The sequence below is a fragment of the Streptomyces flavovariabilis genome (assembly GCF_000725785.1).
GTDB classification, from domain to species: Bacteria; Actinomycetota; Actinomycetes; order Streptomycetales; family Streptomycetaceae; genus Streptomyces; species Streptomyces hawaiiensis.
On record NZ_JNXD01000033.1, the window covers coordinates 56,385 to 70,376 of the forward strand.

The 13,992-nt window shown below is 72.5% G+C and carries 15 protein-coding genes; 9 read left to right on the top strand and 6 right to left on the bottom strand.

The genetic code is table 11. The features are described 5' to 3' along the window. Window positions 1-12 precede the first annotated feature (12 nt). The gene (locus tag IO24_RS0137380; protein WP_031143895.1) at window positions 13-879 is read right to left on the bottom strand and encodes an MHYT domain-containing protein; all 867 of its coding nucleotides are present in this window, start codon (window positions 877-879) and stop codon (window positions 13-15) included. 289 nt (window positions 880-1,168) lie between these two features. Here IO24_RS0137380 and IO24_RS0137385 point away from each other — a divergent pair, with 289 nt between their 5' ends. Both IO24_RS0137385 and IO24_RS0137390 read left to right on the top strand, forming a co-directional pair. Continuing rightward, the gene (locus tag IO24_RS0137385; RefSeq protein WP_031143897.1) at window positions 1,169-2,041 is read left to right on the top strand and encodes a glycerophosphodiester phosphodiesterase; all 873 of its coding nucleotides are present in this window, start codon (window positions 1,169-1,171) and stop codon (window positions 2,039-2,041) included. A gap of 52 nt (window positions 2,042-2,093) precedes the next feature. Next, entirely contained in the window at window positions 2,094-2,648 is a 555-nt protein-coding gene (locus IO24_RS0137390; RefSeq protein ID WP_031143899.1) for a methylated-DNA--[protein]-cysteine S-methyltransferase, read from the top strand. Between the two features lie 29 nt (window positions 2,649-2,677). On the opposite strand, the gene IO24_RS0137395 is transcribed toward IO24_RS0137390, so the two are convergent. Further along, window positions 2,678-3,106: a VOC family protein gene (locus tag IO24_RS0137395; protein ID WP_031143901.1), complete on the bottom strand. Its 429-nt coding sequence runs from the start codon at window positions 3,104-3,106 to the stop codon at window positions 2,678-2,680. Window positions 3,107-3,212: 106 nt separating this feature from the next. On the opposite strand from IO24_RS0137395, the gene IO24_RS0137400 reads away from it, so the two are divergent. Then, the gene (locus IO24_RS0137400) at window positions 3,213-4,118 is read left to right on the top strand and encodes a pseudouridine-5'-phosphate glycosidase (RefSeq protein ID WP_031143903.1); all 906 of its coding nucleotides are present in this window, start codon (window positions 3,213-3,215) and stop codon (window positions 4,116-4,118) included. Further along, window positions 4,115-5,110, top strand: a complete 996-nt coding sequence (locus tag IO24_RS0137405) for a carbohydrate kinase family protein (protein ID WP_078899530.1) — start codon at window positions 4,115-4,117, stop codon at window positions 5,108-5,110. The genes IO24_RS0137400 and IO24_RS0137405 overlap by 4 nt, the downstream gene beginning before the upstream one ends. Window positions 5,111-5,214: 104 nt before the next feature. Here the strand turns inward: IO24_RS0137405 and IO24_RS0137410 are convergent, their stop codons facing one another. Further along, the gene (locus IO24_RS0137410; protein ID WP_031143907.1) at window positions 5,215-6,006 is read right to left on the bottom strand and encodes a methyltransferase; all 792 of its coding nucleotides are present in this window, start codon (window positions 6,004-6,006) and stop codon (window positions 5,215-5,217) included. A gap of 268 nt (window positions 6,007-6,274) precedes the next feature. Here IO24_RS0137410 and IO24_RS0137415 point away from each other — a divergent pair, with 268 nt between their 5' ends. After that, window positions 6,275-7,402: a magnesium and cobalt transport protein CorA gene (locus IO24_RS0137415; protein ID WP_031143909.1), complete on the top strand. Its 1,128-nt coding sequence runs from the start codon at window positions 6,275-6,277 to the stop codon at window positions 7,400-7,402. A gap of 54 nt (window positions 7,403-7,456) precedes the next feature. On the opposite strand, the gene IO24_RS0137420 is transcribed toward IO24_RS0137415, so the two are convergent. Together IO24_RS0137420 and IO24_RS0137425 are read right to left on the bottom strand one after the other, a co-directional pair. After that, window positions 7,457-7,885, bottom strand: a complete 429-nt coding sequence (locus tag IO24_RS0137420) for a CBS domain-containing protein (RefSeq protein WP_031143911.1) — start codon at window positions 7,883-7,885, stop codon at window positions 7,457-7,459. A gap of 212 nt (window positions 7,886-8,097) precedes the next feature. Continuing rightward, entirely contained in the window at window positions 8,098-8,739 is a 642-nt protein-coding gene (locus IO24_RS0137425; protein ID WP_031143913.1) for a nucleoside/nucleotide kinase family protein, read from the bottom strand. 123 nt (window positions 8,740-8,862) lie between these two features. On the opposite strand from IO24_RS0137425, the gene IO24_RS0137430 reads away from it, so the two are divergent. The 3 genes from IO24_RS0137430 to IO24_RS0137440 all read left to right on the top strand — a co-directional run bounded on the left by IO24_RS0137430 (window position 8,863) and on the right by IO24_RS0137440 (window position 11,853). Continuing rightward, window positions 8,863-9,561, top strand: coding sequence for a DUF2293 domain-containing protein (locus tag IO24_RS0137430; protein ID WP_031143916.1), 699 nt, complete (start codon window positions 8,863-8,865; stop codon window positions 9,559-9,561). Between the two features lie 163 nt (window positions 9,562-9,724). Continuing rightward, window positions 9,725-10,204, top strand: coding sequence for an anthrone oxygenase family protein (locus IO24_RS0137435; protein ID WP_031143918.1), 480 nt, complete (start codon window positions 9,725-9,727; stop codon window positions 10,202-10,204). Window positions 10,205-10,362: 158 nt separating this feature from the next. Next, on the top strand, window positions 10,363-11,853 hold the full coding sequence (locus IO24_RS0137440) for a glutamate synthase subunit beta (protein WP_031143920.1): 1,491 nt from the start codon (window positions 10,363-10,365) through the stop codon (window positions 11,851-11,853). A 53-nt stretch (window positions 11,854-11,906) separates the two neighbouring features. On the opposite strand, the gene IO24_RS0137445 is transcribed toward IO24_RS0137440, so the two are convergent. Continuing rightward, complete coding sequence (locus IO24_RS0137445; protein WP_031143922.1) at window positions 11,907-12,392, bottom strand: carboxymuconolactone decarboxylase family protein; 486 nt, start codon at window positions 12,390-12,392, stop codon at window positions 11,907-11,909. 47 nt (window positions 12,393-12,439) lie between these two features. On the opposite strand from IO24_RS0137445, the gene pdxR reads away from it, so the two are divergent. Beyond that, on the top strand, window positions 12,440-13,852 hold the full coding sequence (gene pdxR, locus IO24_RS0137450) for a MocR-like pyridoxine biosynthesis transcription factor PdxR (RefSeq protein ID WP_031143924.1): 1,413 nt from the start codon (window positions 12,440-12,442) through the stop codon (window positions 13,850-13,852). Window positions 13,853-13,992 lie beyond the last annotated feature (140 nt).

Sequence of the window (13,992 nt, forward strand, 5' to 3'; positions counted from 1 at the left end):
AACGGGCTCTGATCAGCGGTTCTGCGGGGTGCGGGAGGCCCGGTGCTCCACGGTGCGGCGGGGGCGGAACCGCAGGCGGTGGGCGGAGTGCCGCACCGGGGTGTGGGCGGGGATGCCGGGCTTGTGCTCGACGGGGACGACAGCGGGCTTCCCCATGACCATCAGCGGGTCGAACATCACCACGACGCCCGCGAGGAGCAGGAAGGCCAGCGGACCGATCAGCATGGGTGCGAGCAGGGACGCGGGCGACTCCCCGGTGGTGGGTTCGGCCGTGCCGTGCAGGTGGACGCTGAGGGCGGCCATGCCGGTGTAGTGCATGCCGCTGACGGCGAGTCCCATGACGAGGCTGGCGCCCACGCTCCACAGGAAGCCCCTGACCTGGCCGGCGGCCCACAGGGCGGCGGTGGCGGCACCCATGGCGATGGCGACGGAGATGCCGACGGTGACGGTGTTGTACTCCAGCTTTCCGTCCAGGCTCATGCTGGCCATACCGAGGTAGTGCATCGACGCTATGCCCAGGCCGGTGATGGTGCCCCCGGTGAACAGGGCCGTACCGCGGGCTCCCTTGTAGCCGACGATGAAGATCCCGACGCCCACCATGATGATCGCGACGGCCAGGCTCGCGAAGGTCATCGCCTTGTCGTAGTGGATCGGCGTCCCCCGGACCGTGAACCCCATCATCGCGACGAAGTGCATGGTCCATATGCCGGAGCCGATGGCGGCGGAGCCCAGGGCGAGCCAGCCGGGGCGCCAGGACTGGGAGACGAGCATGGATCTCGTGGTGCAGCGCAGACCCAGGGCGCCGCCCAGGCAGGCCATGAAATACGCCACCAGGGGTGTGACCAGGCCATAGCTGAATCCGTCGACCGTGCCCTGCATGCGCGGCTGCCCTTCCCGCCCGTGTACGTCCCGGAATTCCTGATGTGCGCCCCCTCCCAGGACCGCACGAGCGGTCAGGGTTGACGCAGAGAGTATGACGCCCACCGGAATGGTCGAACGACTTTCCGGCAAAGAAACACGCCCTTGCCGCAGTTGTGCGGTACCAGTGAGCGGAGTTGGGTCACCTCCGTTCAACCTGTGGTCATCCTGTACCCCTCTCGCGTTGACCGTCTGCTGTCACAGTTGTGCTGTCCGTGATGTCGCCGATCGCTCGTCGCGAGGAGTACGCATGCACGCGCGCGCTGTTGCCGCCTCGACCACCGCACTCCTGGGGACCGCCGCCCTGCTGTTCCCCCTCTCCCCCGCGCAGGCCGCGGGAGGCGCCACGTCGCCGCTGGTCATCGCGCACCGGGGCGCCTCCGCCTACGCGCCCGAGAACACCCTGGCCGCCGTGGACAGAGCGGCGGAGCTGGGCATCCGCTGGGTGGAGAACGACGTGCAGCGGACCAGGGACGGCGAGTTGGTCGTCATCCACGACGACAACCTGCGGCGTACCACCGACGCCGAGGAGGTCTTCCCCGGCCGGGCTCCCTGGAAGGTGAAGGACTTCACCGCCGCGGAGATCGCACGGCTGGACGCGGGCGGCTGGTTCGGGCCTGCGTACGCGGGCGAGCGCGTGCCGACGCTGGAGCAGTTCGTGCACCGCTTGGAGCGTCATCACCAGAAGCTGCTCCTGGAGATCAAGAATCCGGAGCTGTACCCGGGCATCGAGCGGCAGGCGCTGAAGGTCCTCAGCAACGAGGGCTGGCTCGACCGGTCGCATCTGGCGGGCCGGCTGATCGTGCAGAGCTTCAGCGCGGACAGCGTGCGGACGGTGCACGAGCTGAAGCCCGGCGTGCGGACGGGCCTCCTGGGGACGCCGTCGGTGTCGGACCTGCTCGACTGCGCGGAGTTCGCCGACCAGATCAACCCCTCGTACAGCTCACTCTCCCGAGGGTACGTGTCCTCCGTGCAGGCGTTCGACGGACCACACGGCCGGCCTGTGCGGGTCTTCGCCTGGACGGTCGACGACGCACGGACGGCCCAGCGGGTCGCCGGGTACGGAGTCGACGGGATCATCACGAACAAGCCGGACGTGGTGCGGAAGGCCGTCGGCGGCTGATCCCTCGTTCCGCCCGGGCGGCGATGTCAGTGGCGGGTCCTACTGTGGGCGCATGGAGAGCAGAGGGCAGGCCGAGCCGCAGATCGTGTGGGCGGTCGTCGAGAGCGGGATCGGGCCGTTGCTGCTGGCCGCGAGCCGGGACGGCCTGGTCAACGTCGTGTTCCACGCCACGGACGCGATACGGGACCGGGCCGTCGAGCGGCTGGCGTCCCGGCTGGGCACCGAGCCCGTCGAGGCGCCCGGCTCCCCGCTGCTGGCCGAGGCGATACGCCAGATCGAGGCGTACTTCGCGGGCGAGCGACGCGACTTCGACCTGCCGCTCGACTGGTCGCTGATCTCCGGCTTCAACCGGGAGGTCCTGCGCGCCCTGGCCTCGGGCGTGCCCTACGGCACGGTCGTCGGGTACGGCGACCTGGCCGGGCGGGTCGGCCAGCCGGGGGCCGCCCAGGCCGTGGGCATGGCGATGGGCGCCAATCCACTGCCGGTGGTGGTGCCCTGTCACCGGGTCGTCGAGAGCGGCGGCGGCATCGGCGGCTTCGGAGGCGGCCTGGAGACCAAGCGGAGGCTGCTCGCTCTGGAAGGAGTGCTTCCCGAGCCGCTCTTCTGACGGCCGGGCCGGTCAGTCGTAGCGCCCGGTCAGTCGTAGTGCCGGGCCTCGAAGACGTTGCCGTCCGGGTCGCGGAAGTAGAAGCTGCGGGTGGCCTTGCCGCGGGCTCCGAAGGAGTCGTGCGCGAGGTCGGACATCGGTACGGAGCTTTCCTCCAGGCGGCCGAGGAGGGCGTCGAAGCCGTCGCGGGGCAGCGACAGGCAGACGTGGTTGACCGGGTGCCCCGCGCTGTCGGCGGAGCCGGGCAGCATCGTCATGCGCGCCGCGAAGCTCAGCGGCATGAGGTCGAGGATGGTCTCGTCGTTGACCCGCACGGAGGGGAACGGCACCTCACCCGCCGCGAATTCCGCGAGCCGGACGGCCTCCAGGCCGACGGCCTTCTCGTAGAAGTCCGCGGCGGCGAGCGGGTCGCGCACCCAGAGGACGATGTGGTCAAGACGTGCTGTGTGGTCCGTCATGCACCCCAGGCTCGTGACGACTCGGTCGGCCCGCAAGGGTTTGGCCCGGCGCGCCGCCCGCCAGAGATGAGGGAAGACGACTGACCGACTGACAGGGGGCAGGCGCGTGGTGCTGGTGTCCGAGGAAGTGCGGGAGGCGATCGACGCGCGCCGGCCGGTCGTGGCCCTGGAGTCCACGATCATCGCCCACGGGCTGCCGCGGCCGCGCAACCTCCAGGTGGCGCTGGAGCTGGAGACGGCCGTGCGGCAGGAGGGCGCGGTGCCCGCCACGATCGCCGTGCTGGACGGGCGTCCTCATGTGGGCCTGGACAAGGAGCAGCTGGAACGGGTCGCGAACGAGGACGGGATCCGCAAGCTCGGCCACCGTGACCTGCCGCTCGCGGTGGCGTCCGGGGCGAGCGGGGCGACCACGGTGTCGGCGACCGCGCTGCTGGCGGCGCTGGCGGGCGTGCGGGTCTTCGCGACGGGCGGGCTCGGCGGGGTGCACCGGGAGTGGACGGTGACGCAGGACGAGTCGGCCGACCTGGGACTGCTGGCGCGCACGCGCATCACGGTGGTGTGTGCCGGGGTGAAGTCGATCCTGGACGTGCCGGCGACCCTGCAACGGCTGGAGACGCTGGGGGTCGCCGTGGCCGGATACGGCACCGGCCGGTTCCCCGGCTTCTATCTCTCCGACTCGGGGCATCCGGTGGACTGGTCGCTGGGGACGCCGGAGCAGGTGGCGGGCGCCATGCGGGCCCAGGACGCGCTTGGCGGGCCGGAGTCGGCTCTGATCGTCGCCAACCCGGTCCCCGAGGCGGAGCAGCTCGATCCGGAGCTGCACGCGCGCGTGCTCGCGGACGCGCTGCAGGCGTGCGAGGAGGAGGGGGTCACCGGTCAGGCGGTCACGCCCTTCCTGCTCGACTATCTGGTGCGGCACACGGACGGCGCCTCCTTGAGCGCCAACCTGGCGGCGGTCCGGGGCAATGTACGCCTGGCGGCGCGGATCGCGGCGGCCTGGGCCCGGGGATGACGGCGGACGGCGGTGCGGGACCGGGTTCCGGGGTCGCCGGTTCGGCGGTGACCGGTACCGGCTCGGGGGAGACCGGTACCGGCTCGGTGGTGGGACGGGGGCTGCTGGTCGTCGGGGATGTCATCACCGATGTCGTCGCGCGGCATCGAGGGCCGCTCGCGGCCGGGACGGACACGGCTGCCTCGATCCGGACGGTGGCGGGCGGGGCGGGCGCCAATGTGGCGTGCTGGGCGGCGCACCGCGGAGCGGCGGACGTGCGGCTGCTCGGGCGCGTAGGGGTGGAGTCGGCGGCCTGGCACGAGCGGGAGCTGGTCGCCCAGGGGGTGCGTCCGCAGTTGGTCGTCGACCCGCTGGTGCCGACCGGCACGGTGATCTGCATGGTCGACGGGGGCTCTTCGGCGGAGCGGACGTTCCTCACGGACAGCGGCGCGTCGTTGCGGCTCGGACCCGCCGACTGGTCGGACGCGCTGCTCGACGGCGTGGCCCGGCTGCACCTGTCGGGCTACCTCCTGTTCTCCGAGCCGAGCCGGGCCCTGGTGGTGGTGGCCCTCGAAGCCGCACGCGCGCGTGGGGTGCCGGTGAGTCTGGACCCGGCTTCGGCCGGCTTCCTCGCGGAACTGGGCGCCGAGCGGTTCCTGGCGCTCGTCGAGGGCGTGGACATCCTGCTGCCCAGCCGGGACGAGGCGTGCCTGCTCACGGGGCTGGCGGACGCGGCCGAGGCGGCGGCCCAGCTGAGCCTGCGCGGGCCGCTGGTCATCGCCAAGCAGGGCCACGAGGGGGCGGTCGTGGCCTGCTCGGGGAAGGTGCGCGCCCGCGTTCCGGCCGTACCGGCGGCACCGCGGGACACCACCGGTGCCGGTGACGCGTTCACCGGCGCGTTCCTCGCCGCGCTGCTCGCGGGTGCCGGGCCGGAGGGTGCCGCGGCGGAAGGCTGCCGGGCGGGCGCGAGAGCGGTGGAGCGGGTGGGCGGCAGACCGCCCTTGCCGGGCTGAACACCCGGCCCGGTCTGGACGGGTCTGGACGGTCTGGACGGTTCGAAGCCACCGGTCACCGGTCACCGGCCGCCAGCCATTGGTCACCCGTCACCGGCCGCCGGCTACTGCTTCCGCCCCCACGCCGAGATCATCGGTGCCGTCGCCAGATCGAGCGCACCGGAGGTGACGTTCTCGAGGTGCCGGTCGATGTCCTGCTCCGTGGCGAGGCCCGCGATGACGAGCTGGTCGCGGATCTGGCGGATCGTGACGGCCTCCAGGGCCGCACAGCCCGGCGAGGCAAGGGGGAAGTAGGCGTCGGCGTGGACCCGGGTCAGACCGGCGTGCCGGAGCAGCCGCGGCAGGGTGCGGCCGCACGGCAGGTCGGTCCCACGCTCTGCGAGCAGTCTGCGGAAGCCCTGCCGCAGCCGGTTCGCGAGCTGCTGCTCGGGACCGTGCTCGTCGGGGCAGGGCAAGGGCTGCAGGGCGGGGTCGGCGTCCTCGACGAGGAGGCGGCCGCCGGGGCGCAGGGCCTGGACCATGGACCGCAACGCCCGTTCCCGGTCGGTCACGTGGACGAGGGCGAGGCGGGCGTGCACCAGGTCGAAGTCCTCCCCGGGAGGCTCCTGCGCGCCGAGGTCGTGGGCCCTCACCTCGACGGGCGGCCGGGCGGCGGAGGCGAGCCGTGAGGGGTCGGTGTCGGTCGCGACGACACGTCCGGTCGGGCCGACCTTCTTCGCCAGCCAGGACACCACGGTGGTGCCGGCTCCGATCTCCCAGCACCGCCAGCCGGATCCGACGCCGAGCGCTTCGAGGTGCCGGAACGTCGTGGGGTCGAAGAGAGCGGCGAAGGCGCTGAAGTGCTCTGCCGCCTCGGTCTGCCGGTGGTCGAGGAGGTACCCGTCGGTTCGCATCATGCCACGATCATCCCAGTTGTCCGACTTGTCCGTACCCGTCGACGCTCCGGCACGGAGAACGCGTCGGACGCATGCCTCTATGAGAACCGCCCGGTACGGGAATGCGTCGATGTGGCGGGGCCACTGCGTCGGCGCGTCGTTCGTCCACAGCCGGGAACCAAGCGGAATGGATCGTTTCCACAGGCTTACCCGCAGCTCACGCAGGCCTGGCAGACTGACGCGCCAAGGCGCAAGGACGGCGCGAGGAGTTCCACGCAAGGAGATCCGGATGTCCATGGCAGGGAATCTGCGGAAGGTCACGAGCCTCGGCGGGGTCGACGGCCTTCGCAAGGTGGCCCGCCTGGCGCGGCGGCGCCCGCGCGTCGACCTGAGCCACCCGGCCCGGTCCCCGCTGGGCTCCTCGGTGGTGAACTGCGTGACGTACCGGGAGGGCGTCCGCACCCCCGCGCGCGGCGATCTGGTGGACACCGTGGAGCGGGTGCGCAAGAGCCGGGAGGGCTTCGTCTGGCTCGGTCTGCACGAACCCACCGACCAGGAGTTCGCGGGCATCGCCGAGCTCTTCGACCTGCACCCGCTGGCCGTCGAGGACGCGATCGAGGCCCACCAGCGCCCCAAGCTGGAGCGCTACGGCGAGACGCTCTTCGCGGTGTTCAAGACGGTCTGCTACGTCGAGCACGAGGAACTGACGGCCACCAGCGAGGTGGTGAACACCGGCGAGATCATGGTGTTCGTCGGCGCGGACTTCGTGATCACGGTGCGCCACGGCCGGCACGGCTCGCTGGGCCCGCTGCGCGAGGAGCTGGAATCCGATCCGGGCCAGCTCGCCAAGGGCCCGTCGGCGGTGCTGCACGCGATCGCGGACCACGTGGTCGACGACTACCTGACGGTCACGGACTCGGTGCAGGGGGACATCGACCAGGTCGAGACGGACGTGTTCTCCGAGGCCGGCGCGCGGGCCGACCCGGGGCGCATCTACCAGCTCAAGCGTGAACTGCTGGAGCTGAAGCGGGCGGTGGTGCCGCTCAGCCGGCCGCTCGAGGATCTCGCCACCCGGCCGATCCGGGCGGTCGACCCGGAGATACAGGCGTACTTCCGCGACGTCTCGGACCATCTGCTGCGGGCGAAGGAGCAGATCGCCGCCTTCGACGAACTGCTCAACTCCATCCTGCAGGCGCACCTCGCTCAGGTCACGGTCGCGCAGAACGAGGACATGCGGAAGATCACGGCGTGGGCCGCGATCGTCGCCGTGCCGACGATGGTCTGCGGGGTCTACGGCATGAACTTCGACCACATGCCGGAGCTGCACTGGCGGTACGGCTACGGCATGGTCATCGGCGTGATATCCGTCGCATGTCTCGCCCTGTACCGGGGGTTCCGGCGCAGTGGCTGGCTCTGACACGGGCCGTGACCCGCGAGGGGTCTCCGGGGCGCCTGTGGGTGATCCGCGAGGTCAGCGCATGGCGGTCGAGGCGTAGACGCCCTCCGCCCACGAAGCGATCTGGTCCTTCGCGAGATGCCGGACCAGGTCGGCTTCGCTGATCATGCCGACCAGGCGCTTGTCCCGGATCACGGGCAGCCGGCGGATCTGGTGCTCCCGCATCTCGCGCAGCACCTCGCCGACATCGGCGTCCGCGTCGATCCAGCGGGGCGTGCCCTTGGCCATCTCGCCCGCGGTCGTCCTTGCGGGGTCGTGGCCCACGGCGACGCAGCCGACGACGATGTCGCGGTCGGTGAGGATGCCGCAGAGCCGTTCGTTCTCGTCGCTGATGGGCAGGGCGCCGACGTTCAGCTCACGCATGAGCTGGGCGGCGCGGTCGAGGGTTTCGTGGGCGGGGATCCACTGGGCGCCGCGGTGCATGATGTCTCCGGCGGTGGTCATGGAGTACCTCCCGGTGCCGGACGGCCGGCGCGGCGCGGGACGCGTCGCGAGTACCGGCGCCCTTCATTCTCGCCGCGCCCACGGATACCCGCACACGGAACCCGCACCACGGCCCGCTGCCGAGCCCACCACCACGGCCCGGTACCGGAACTCACCACCACGGCCCGGTGCCCCCGCCCTCACCCACCCGCCGCCGAACCCCGGCCCCTCGCTCAGCCGCTCCACGCGGGATGGCGGGGGTCGTCGGCCCGCACCAGGACGTCGGCCGTGTCCACCGGGTCCGTCTCCTGCTCGTAGCGCTGGAAGGCCGGGAGGGCCCAGTGCTCGGCCTCGGGTGTCCGACGGCGCAGGGCGCCCGGGGAGAGCAGGACGTGGACGCTCAGATCGAAGGGGAAACAGTGCCGAAGGAGAAAGGGCCCGTGCAGCAACAGCAGGCCTCCGGGCGGGAGCTCGACGTAGGGGCTGCGCGTGGCGCGGTCGGAGGCCGGGTCCCACAGGTCGGGCAGGACGCGGCCGTCGCCGTCGGCTTCGAGCGGGCCGAACACCTCCCGCCACAGGGCGCCGGTGTCGTACCAGCCGCTGTAGTAGGCCTCGACGTCCTGGTGGCCGTACTCGAGCCGTACGGAGGCGGGGCGCAGAAAGCCCTCCGTGCCCACGACGAGCGAGGAGCGGCCGCGTATGCGCAGCGCCTCACCGACGCGGTGGGCGAGGTCTCCCGGGCGGGCGGCCGGGGCGCCGTCGAAGGCGATCCGCGGCCAGGGGCTGCCGTCGGCGGGCTTCAGGTCGAGCAGGCGCTCGGCCAGCAGGTCGCCGAGCCGTTCCCAGGTGATCGCTTCGAGTCGCACACGGCCCATGATGCGTCAGGCCGGGGCAGGAGACGTCTCGCCCGCGGTCGCCCGGGAGGGGCGGCGACCGGATCGCCAGGATCTGTCGTGGCGTGCGTAGTTCGCGCCGCTGTCAGGGGGAATGAACCATCTATGGTCCCCCGCGCGACGCTTCCGCCCCTCACCGGACTTCTCGTCTTCCAGCCCCTCAAGCGGCGGTACTGCGCCGAGTGCCGGCGAGGGCCGCTTCCGTTGCTCGTCCTCGAGGACGGCGCCCCGCGCTGCCTCGACTGCGCCGACCTCGGGCATCTGGTGTTCCTGCCGAGCGGGGACACCGCGCTGACGCGCAGATCGCGGGAGGAGAGCACGCTGTCGGCGGTGGTCGTGCGGTTCAACCAGCGCAAGGGCCGGTACGAGCGGCAGGGCGTTCTGGTCGAGGAGGCGGCGCTCGCGCGGGCCGAGCGGCGGTGTCTCGCGGACGCCGAGGCACGACGGCGGCGCCGGGTGCGGGACGCGCGGCGGCGGGCGGCTCAGGACGCCCTGTTCGCTGGGACGTTCGCGACGGAGATACTCCGGCTGTTTCCCGGGTGCCCGGCCGATCGGGCGCGGACCATCGCCCTGCACGCCTCGGAGCGGGGCAGCGGGCGGGTGGGCCGCAGCGCGGCGGGGCGTGCGCTGACCGAGGGTGCGGTGACCTCGGCGGTCATGGCGTCCGTACGGCATCTGGACACGCCGTACGACCGGCTGCTGATGAGCGGCGTGCCCAGACACGAGGCGCGGCGGCGGATCGCGGCGGCGGTGGCGACGGTGCTGCGGGGCTGGACCGAGGCAGGGCTCGGTGACGCGGGGTGACGCGGCGGTATCGGTGAGCCGGGCCGACACGGCCGTTCGGTGGACGTGGACGTCTGCTTATGACCCCGCGGCCCTCGGCCATGGTCACTGTGCTCGTGCGGGAATTCACTTGTGGTGCGGAACGGCGCCGGGCAGGCTCCGGCTCGACGGGCGGGAGAGGGACATGATCGACGGACCGTACTTCGTGCTGACGGTGCTGGGGGTGCTCGGGACCGGCCTGGTGGCCGGGGTGTTCTGCGGGTTCTCCACCTTCGTGATGCGCGGCCTCGGCATGCTGGCGCCCGCACAGGGGGTCGCCGCGATGAACGCGATCAACGTGGCGGCGGTGACCCTGCCCTTCATGATCGTGTTCCTGGGTTCGGCGGTGCTGTGCGCGGTGATCGCGGTGGTGACGTTCGTGCTGTGGCCGGACGAGGGGACGGTGGAGCTGCTGGTGGGCAGCGCGCTGTACCTGTTCGGCTCGTTCGGGCTGACCATGGTCGCGAACGTGCCGCGCAACGACGCGCTGGCCGGGCTGGAGCCGGGCACACCGGAGGCGGCGGCGTACTGGCCGGCGTACGTACGCGAGTGGACGCTGTGGAACCACGTCCGCACGGCCGCCTCGGCCGGGGCGGCGCTGGCGTACGTGCTGGCGCTCACCTGACACCCACGCCCTGCGCTCACCCGACGCTCACGCCACACGGCGACAGGCACCGGCCGGCAGGCGGACGTATCGTGACGAAAGGAGTGCCGCACGACGAGTGAGTAGAGAGCTGCCCGACGACGCACGGCCTGTCACACGCGCACGCAAGGAAGACGGCCATGGCCGATCCCAAGGGTTTCATGACCACGCCCCGCCAGGACTGGCCGCGCAGGCCGGTCGAGGAGCGGACACGGGACTGGGACGAGGTCTACGTCCCCGGGGCGCTGCTGCCGATCATCAGCAAGCAGGCCGACCGCTGCATGGACTGCGGCGTGCCCTTCTGTCACGAGGCCTGCCCGCTGGGCAATCTGATCCCCGAGTGGAACGACCTGGTGTCCAGGGAGGACTGGCGGGCGGCCGCCGACCGGCTGCACGCCACGAACAACTTCCCGGAGTTCACCGGACGGTTGTGCCCGGCGCCGTGCGAGGCGGGGTGCGTGCTGGCGATCAACCAGCCGGCCGTGACCATCAAGAACGTCGAGTGCGCGATCGCCGACCGGGCCTGGGAGGAGGGGTTCGCGCCGCCGAGGCCGCCGGAGCGGCTGTCCGGCAAGACGGTCGCGGTGATCGGTTCGGGCCCGACCGGGCTGGCCGCGGCCCAGCAGCTGACGCGAGCCGGGCACACGGTCGCCGTGTACGAGAGGGACGACCGGCTCGGCGGTCTGATGCGGTACGGCATTCCCGCGTTCAAGATGGAGAAGCGCCATGTGGAGCGGCGGCTGGAGCAGATGCGGGCCGAGGGGACGAAGTTCCGGACGTCGACGTCGGTCGGACGGGACATCGGCGCAGACGAGCTGCGGAGCCGCTACGACGCCGTGGTGCTCGCCACCGGGGCGACCGCGTGGCGTGAACTCCAGGTGCCGGGGCGGGAGCTGGCGGGCATTCACCAGGCGATGGCGTACCTGCCGTCGGCCAACCGGGTGTGCGAGGGGGATCTGGAGACGTCGCCGCTGTCGGCCGCCGGGAAGCACGTCGTCATCGTCGGCGGTGGCGACACCGGCGCGGACTGCCTGGGGACGGCCGTCCGGGAGGGTGCCGCGTCCGTGACCCAGCTGGACATCTACGCGCTGCCGGACACGGAGCGCGACGAGGGCACCGAACCCTGGCCGACGTACCCGATGCGGGTCTACCGGCTCTCCGCCGCCCATGAAGAGGCCCGTGACCTGCGGACCGCCCCGGTCGCCGACGCGGATGCGCGGCTGTTCGCGGCGTCCACGCTGCGCTTCGACGGTGACGCGCAAGGGCATGTGCGGTCGTTGCACCTGGTCGAGGTGGACGCGCGGCGCCGCCCGGTGGACGGCACCGGGCGGACGCTCCCCGCCGACCTCGTGCTGCTCGCCCTCGGCTTCTCCGGGCCCGACCGGGAGGACGGGCTCGTCGACCAGCTGGGGCTGGAGATGGAGCCGCGCGGGACGATCGCGCGGGATTCCGGTTTCGCGACGAACGTGCCCGGGGTGTTCGCCGCGGGGGACGCGGCCCGGGGGCAGTCGCTCATCGTGTGGGCGATCGCCGAGGGACGGGCCGTGGCCGCGGCCGTCGACCGTCATCTGACGGGCAGTTCGAGGCTGCCGGCACCGATCGGGCCGTACGACCGGCCCATGATGGCGTAGGAGCCCCCGGCCCCGCCCCGCCCCGCGCCGCGCCGCGCCGCGCCCGGGGGCGATCACCGCTCGTCCGTCCCCGCCACCTTCCCCGTCGACAGCGCCACCCGGTTCCACGTGTTGATCGTGCAGATCAGGGCGAGGATCTGGGCCAGTTCCCGCTCGTCGAACCGAGCGGCGGCCTGCGCGTAGACGTCGTCCGGGACGCCGGCGTCGGCGACGAGGGTCATCGCGTCCGTGAGGGCGAGAGCCGCCTGCTCCCGCTCGGTGAAGAAGTGGCGGGCCTCGCGCCACACGGCGACCATGTGCAGCCGGTCCTCGCTCTCGCCGGCCTTGCGGGCGTCGTTGGTGTGCATGTGAAGGCAGTACGCGCAGTGGTTGAGGTGCGAGGAGCGGATCTGGATCAGTTCGACGAGGGCCGGATCGACGCCCTCGCGGGCGGCGGCGTCGAAGGCGATGAGGGCCCGGAAGGCCTTCGGGGCGGACCTGCCGAAGTCCAGCCGGGTCGCCGCCACATGGGTGCTGTTCGTGCTCGTGTCCGTCGTCATGCCCTTGAACCTACGCACTGGAAAGACCCGCTGTATGGTGCATTTTCATGTCGGCATCGTGGGTCAATTCGGCGGAGCGCATCGGGTCCGATCTGCATCTGGAGCTGACCGGGCCCGGTGGCAGGCGGGCGGCGCTGATCCGGGCCCTGCGCGAGGCCGTGCGCAGCGGGCGGCTCGCTCCGGGCACGCGGCTGCCGCCGTACCGCTCGCTCGCGGCGGACCTCGGCGTCGCCCGCAACACGGTGGCGGACGCGTACGCGGAACTCGTCGCGGAGGGCTGGCTCACCGCCCGGCAGGGCTCGGGGACGCGGGTCGCGGAGCGGGCCGAGCCACTGCGGCCCGCCGCTCGCGTGCCCAAGAAGACACCTGCACGCCCGCGTGGCCCCCGGCACGATCTGACGCAGGGCACGCCGGACGCCTCGTCGTTCCCGCGCACCGCCTGGCTGGCCTCCTACCGGCGGGCCCTGCAGCAGGCGCCCAACGAGGTGTTCGGGCCGGGCGCCCCCGCCGGCCGGCCCGAACTGCGGGAGGCGCTCACGGAGTATCTGGCACGCGCGCGTGGCGTGCGGACCGAGCCGGGCCGGATCGTGATCTGCTCCGGCTTCGCGCACGCGCTGCGGCTGCTGTTCGGCGGCGGCGTCCTGCGCGGGCCGCTGGCGGTGGAGGCGTACGGGCTCGGGTTCCACCGGGAGGTCCTGGCCGCGGCCGGGGTGCGGACCGTACCGCTGCCCCTCGACGAAGACGGCGCGCGGATCGACCGGTTGGGGCGCGAGCGGGCCGTGCTGCTCACGCCGGCGCACCAGTTCCCGACCGGCGGTCCCCTCCACCCCGCACGCCGGGCCGCCGTGATCGACTGGGCACGCGCGCGCGACGGGCTGGTCCTGGAGGACGACTACGACGGGGAGTTCCGCTACGACCGCAAGCCGGTCGGCGCCGTCCAGGGGCTCGACCCCGAGCGCGTGATCCACATCGGCTCGGTCAGCAAGAGCCTGTCGCCGGCGGTGCGGCTGGGCTGGATGGTGCTCCCGGAGCGGTATGTGGACGCCGCCCTGGCGACCAAGGGCGAGCGCGAGGCGTGGGCGAGTGTCCTCGACCAGCTGAGCCTGGCGGACTTCATCGCCTCGGGGTCGTACGACCGGCACGTGCGGCGGATGCGGCTGCGGTACCGCAGCCGCCGGGACCGGCTCGTCACGGCGCTCGCCGAGCACGCGCCGCACATCGAGGCCTCCGGCATCGCGGCCGGGCTGCACGCGGTGCTGCGGCTGCCGCCCGGCACCGAGGCGTCCGCGGTCAAGGCCGCCGCCTGGCAGGGCATCGCCCTCGACGGTCTCGCCGCGTTCCGGCACCCGGAGACGGACATGCCGGTGCGCGACGGGCTCGTCGTCGGGTACGCGACCCCCTCCGAGCACGCCTACGGGCCGGCCTTGGAGGCGCTGTGCGGTGCCCTGCCGCCCCCGTGACCGGCCCGAAGCGGAGCCCGGGAAGCCCCGCAGCCGCGCTGCGGCCTAGAAGGCTGATGAAGATCTTGTTGAGGGGCTGTCCGGCCGGAGGCCGGATGGCCCTTCTTTGCTATGGGGTGGCTGGGGCGAGGTGCCAGGCG

Excerpts from the sequence above, each read along its gene's own strand:
- IO24_RS0137380 (WP_031143895.1), bottom strand. The coding sequence starts at position 879 with ATGCAGGGCACGGTCGACGGATTCAGCTATGGCCTGGTCACACCCCTG.
- IO24_RS0137385 (WP_031143897.1), top strand. The coding sequence starts at position 1,169 with ATGCACGCGCGCGCTGTTGCCGCCTCGACCACCGCACTCCTGGGGACC.
- IO24_RS0137390 (WP_031143899.1), top strand. The coding sequence starts at position 2,094 with ATGGAGAGCAGAGGGCAGGCCGAGCCGCAGATCGTGTGGGCGGTCGTC.
- IO24_RS0137395 (WP_031143901.1), bottom strand. The coding sequence starts at position 3,106 with ATGACGGACCACACAGCACGTCTTGACCACATCGTCCTCTGGGTGCGC.
- IO24_RS0137405 (WP_078899530.1), top strand. The coding sequence starts at position 4,115 with ATGACGGCGGACGGCGGTGCGGGACCGGGTTCCGGGGTCGCCGGTTCG.
- IO24_RS0137410 (WP_031143907.1), bottom strand. The coding sequence starts at position 6,006 with ATGATGCGAACCGACGGGTACCTCCTCGACCACCGGCAGACCGAGGCG.
- IO24_RS0137415 (WP_031143909.1), top strand. The coding sequence starts at position 6,275 with ATGTCCATGGCAGGGAATCTGCGGAAGGTCACGAGCCTCGGCGGGGTC.
- IO24_RS0137420 (WP_031143911.1), bottom strand. The coding sequence starts at position 7,885 with ATGACCACCGCCGGAGACATCATGCACCGCGGCGCCCAGTGGATCCCC.
- IO24_RS0137425 (WP_031143913.1), bottom strand. The coding sequence starts at position 8,739 with ATGGGCCGTGTGCGACTCGAAGCGATCACCTGGGAACGGCTCGGCGAC.
- IO24_RS0137430 (WP_031143916.1), top strand. The coding sequence starts at position 8,863 with ATGGTCCCCCGCGCGACGCTTCCGCCCCTCACCGGACTTCTCGTCTTC.
- IO24_RS0137435 (WP_031143918.1), top strand. The coding sequence starts at position 9,725 with ATGATCGACGGACCGTACTTCGTGCTGACGGTGCTGGGGGTGCTCGGG.
- IO24_RS0137440 (WP_031143920.1), top strand. The coding sequence starts at position 10,363 with ATGGCCGATCCCAAGGGTTTCATGACCACGCCCCGCCAGGACTGGCCG.
- IO24_RS0137445 (WP_031143922.1), bottom strand. The coding sequence starts at position 12,392 with ATGACGACGGACACGAGCACGAACAGCACCCATGTGGCGGCGACCCGG.
- pdxR (WP_031143924.1), top strand. The coding sequence starts at position 12,440 with ATGTCGGCATCGTGGGTCAATTCGGCGGAGCGCATCGGGTCCGATCTG.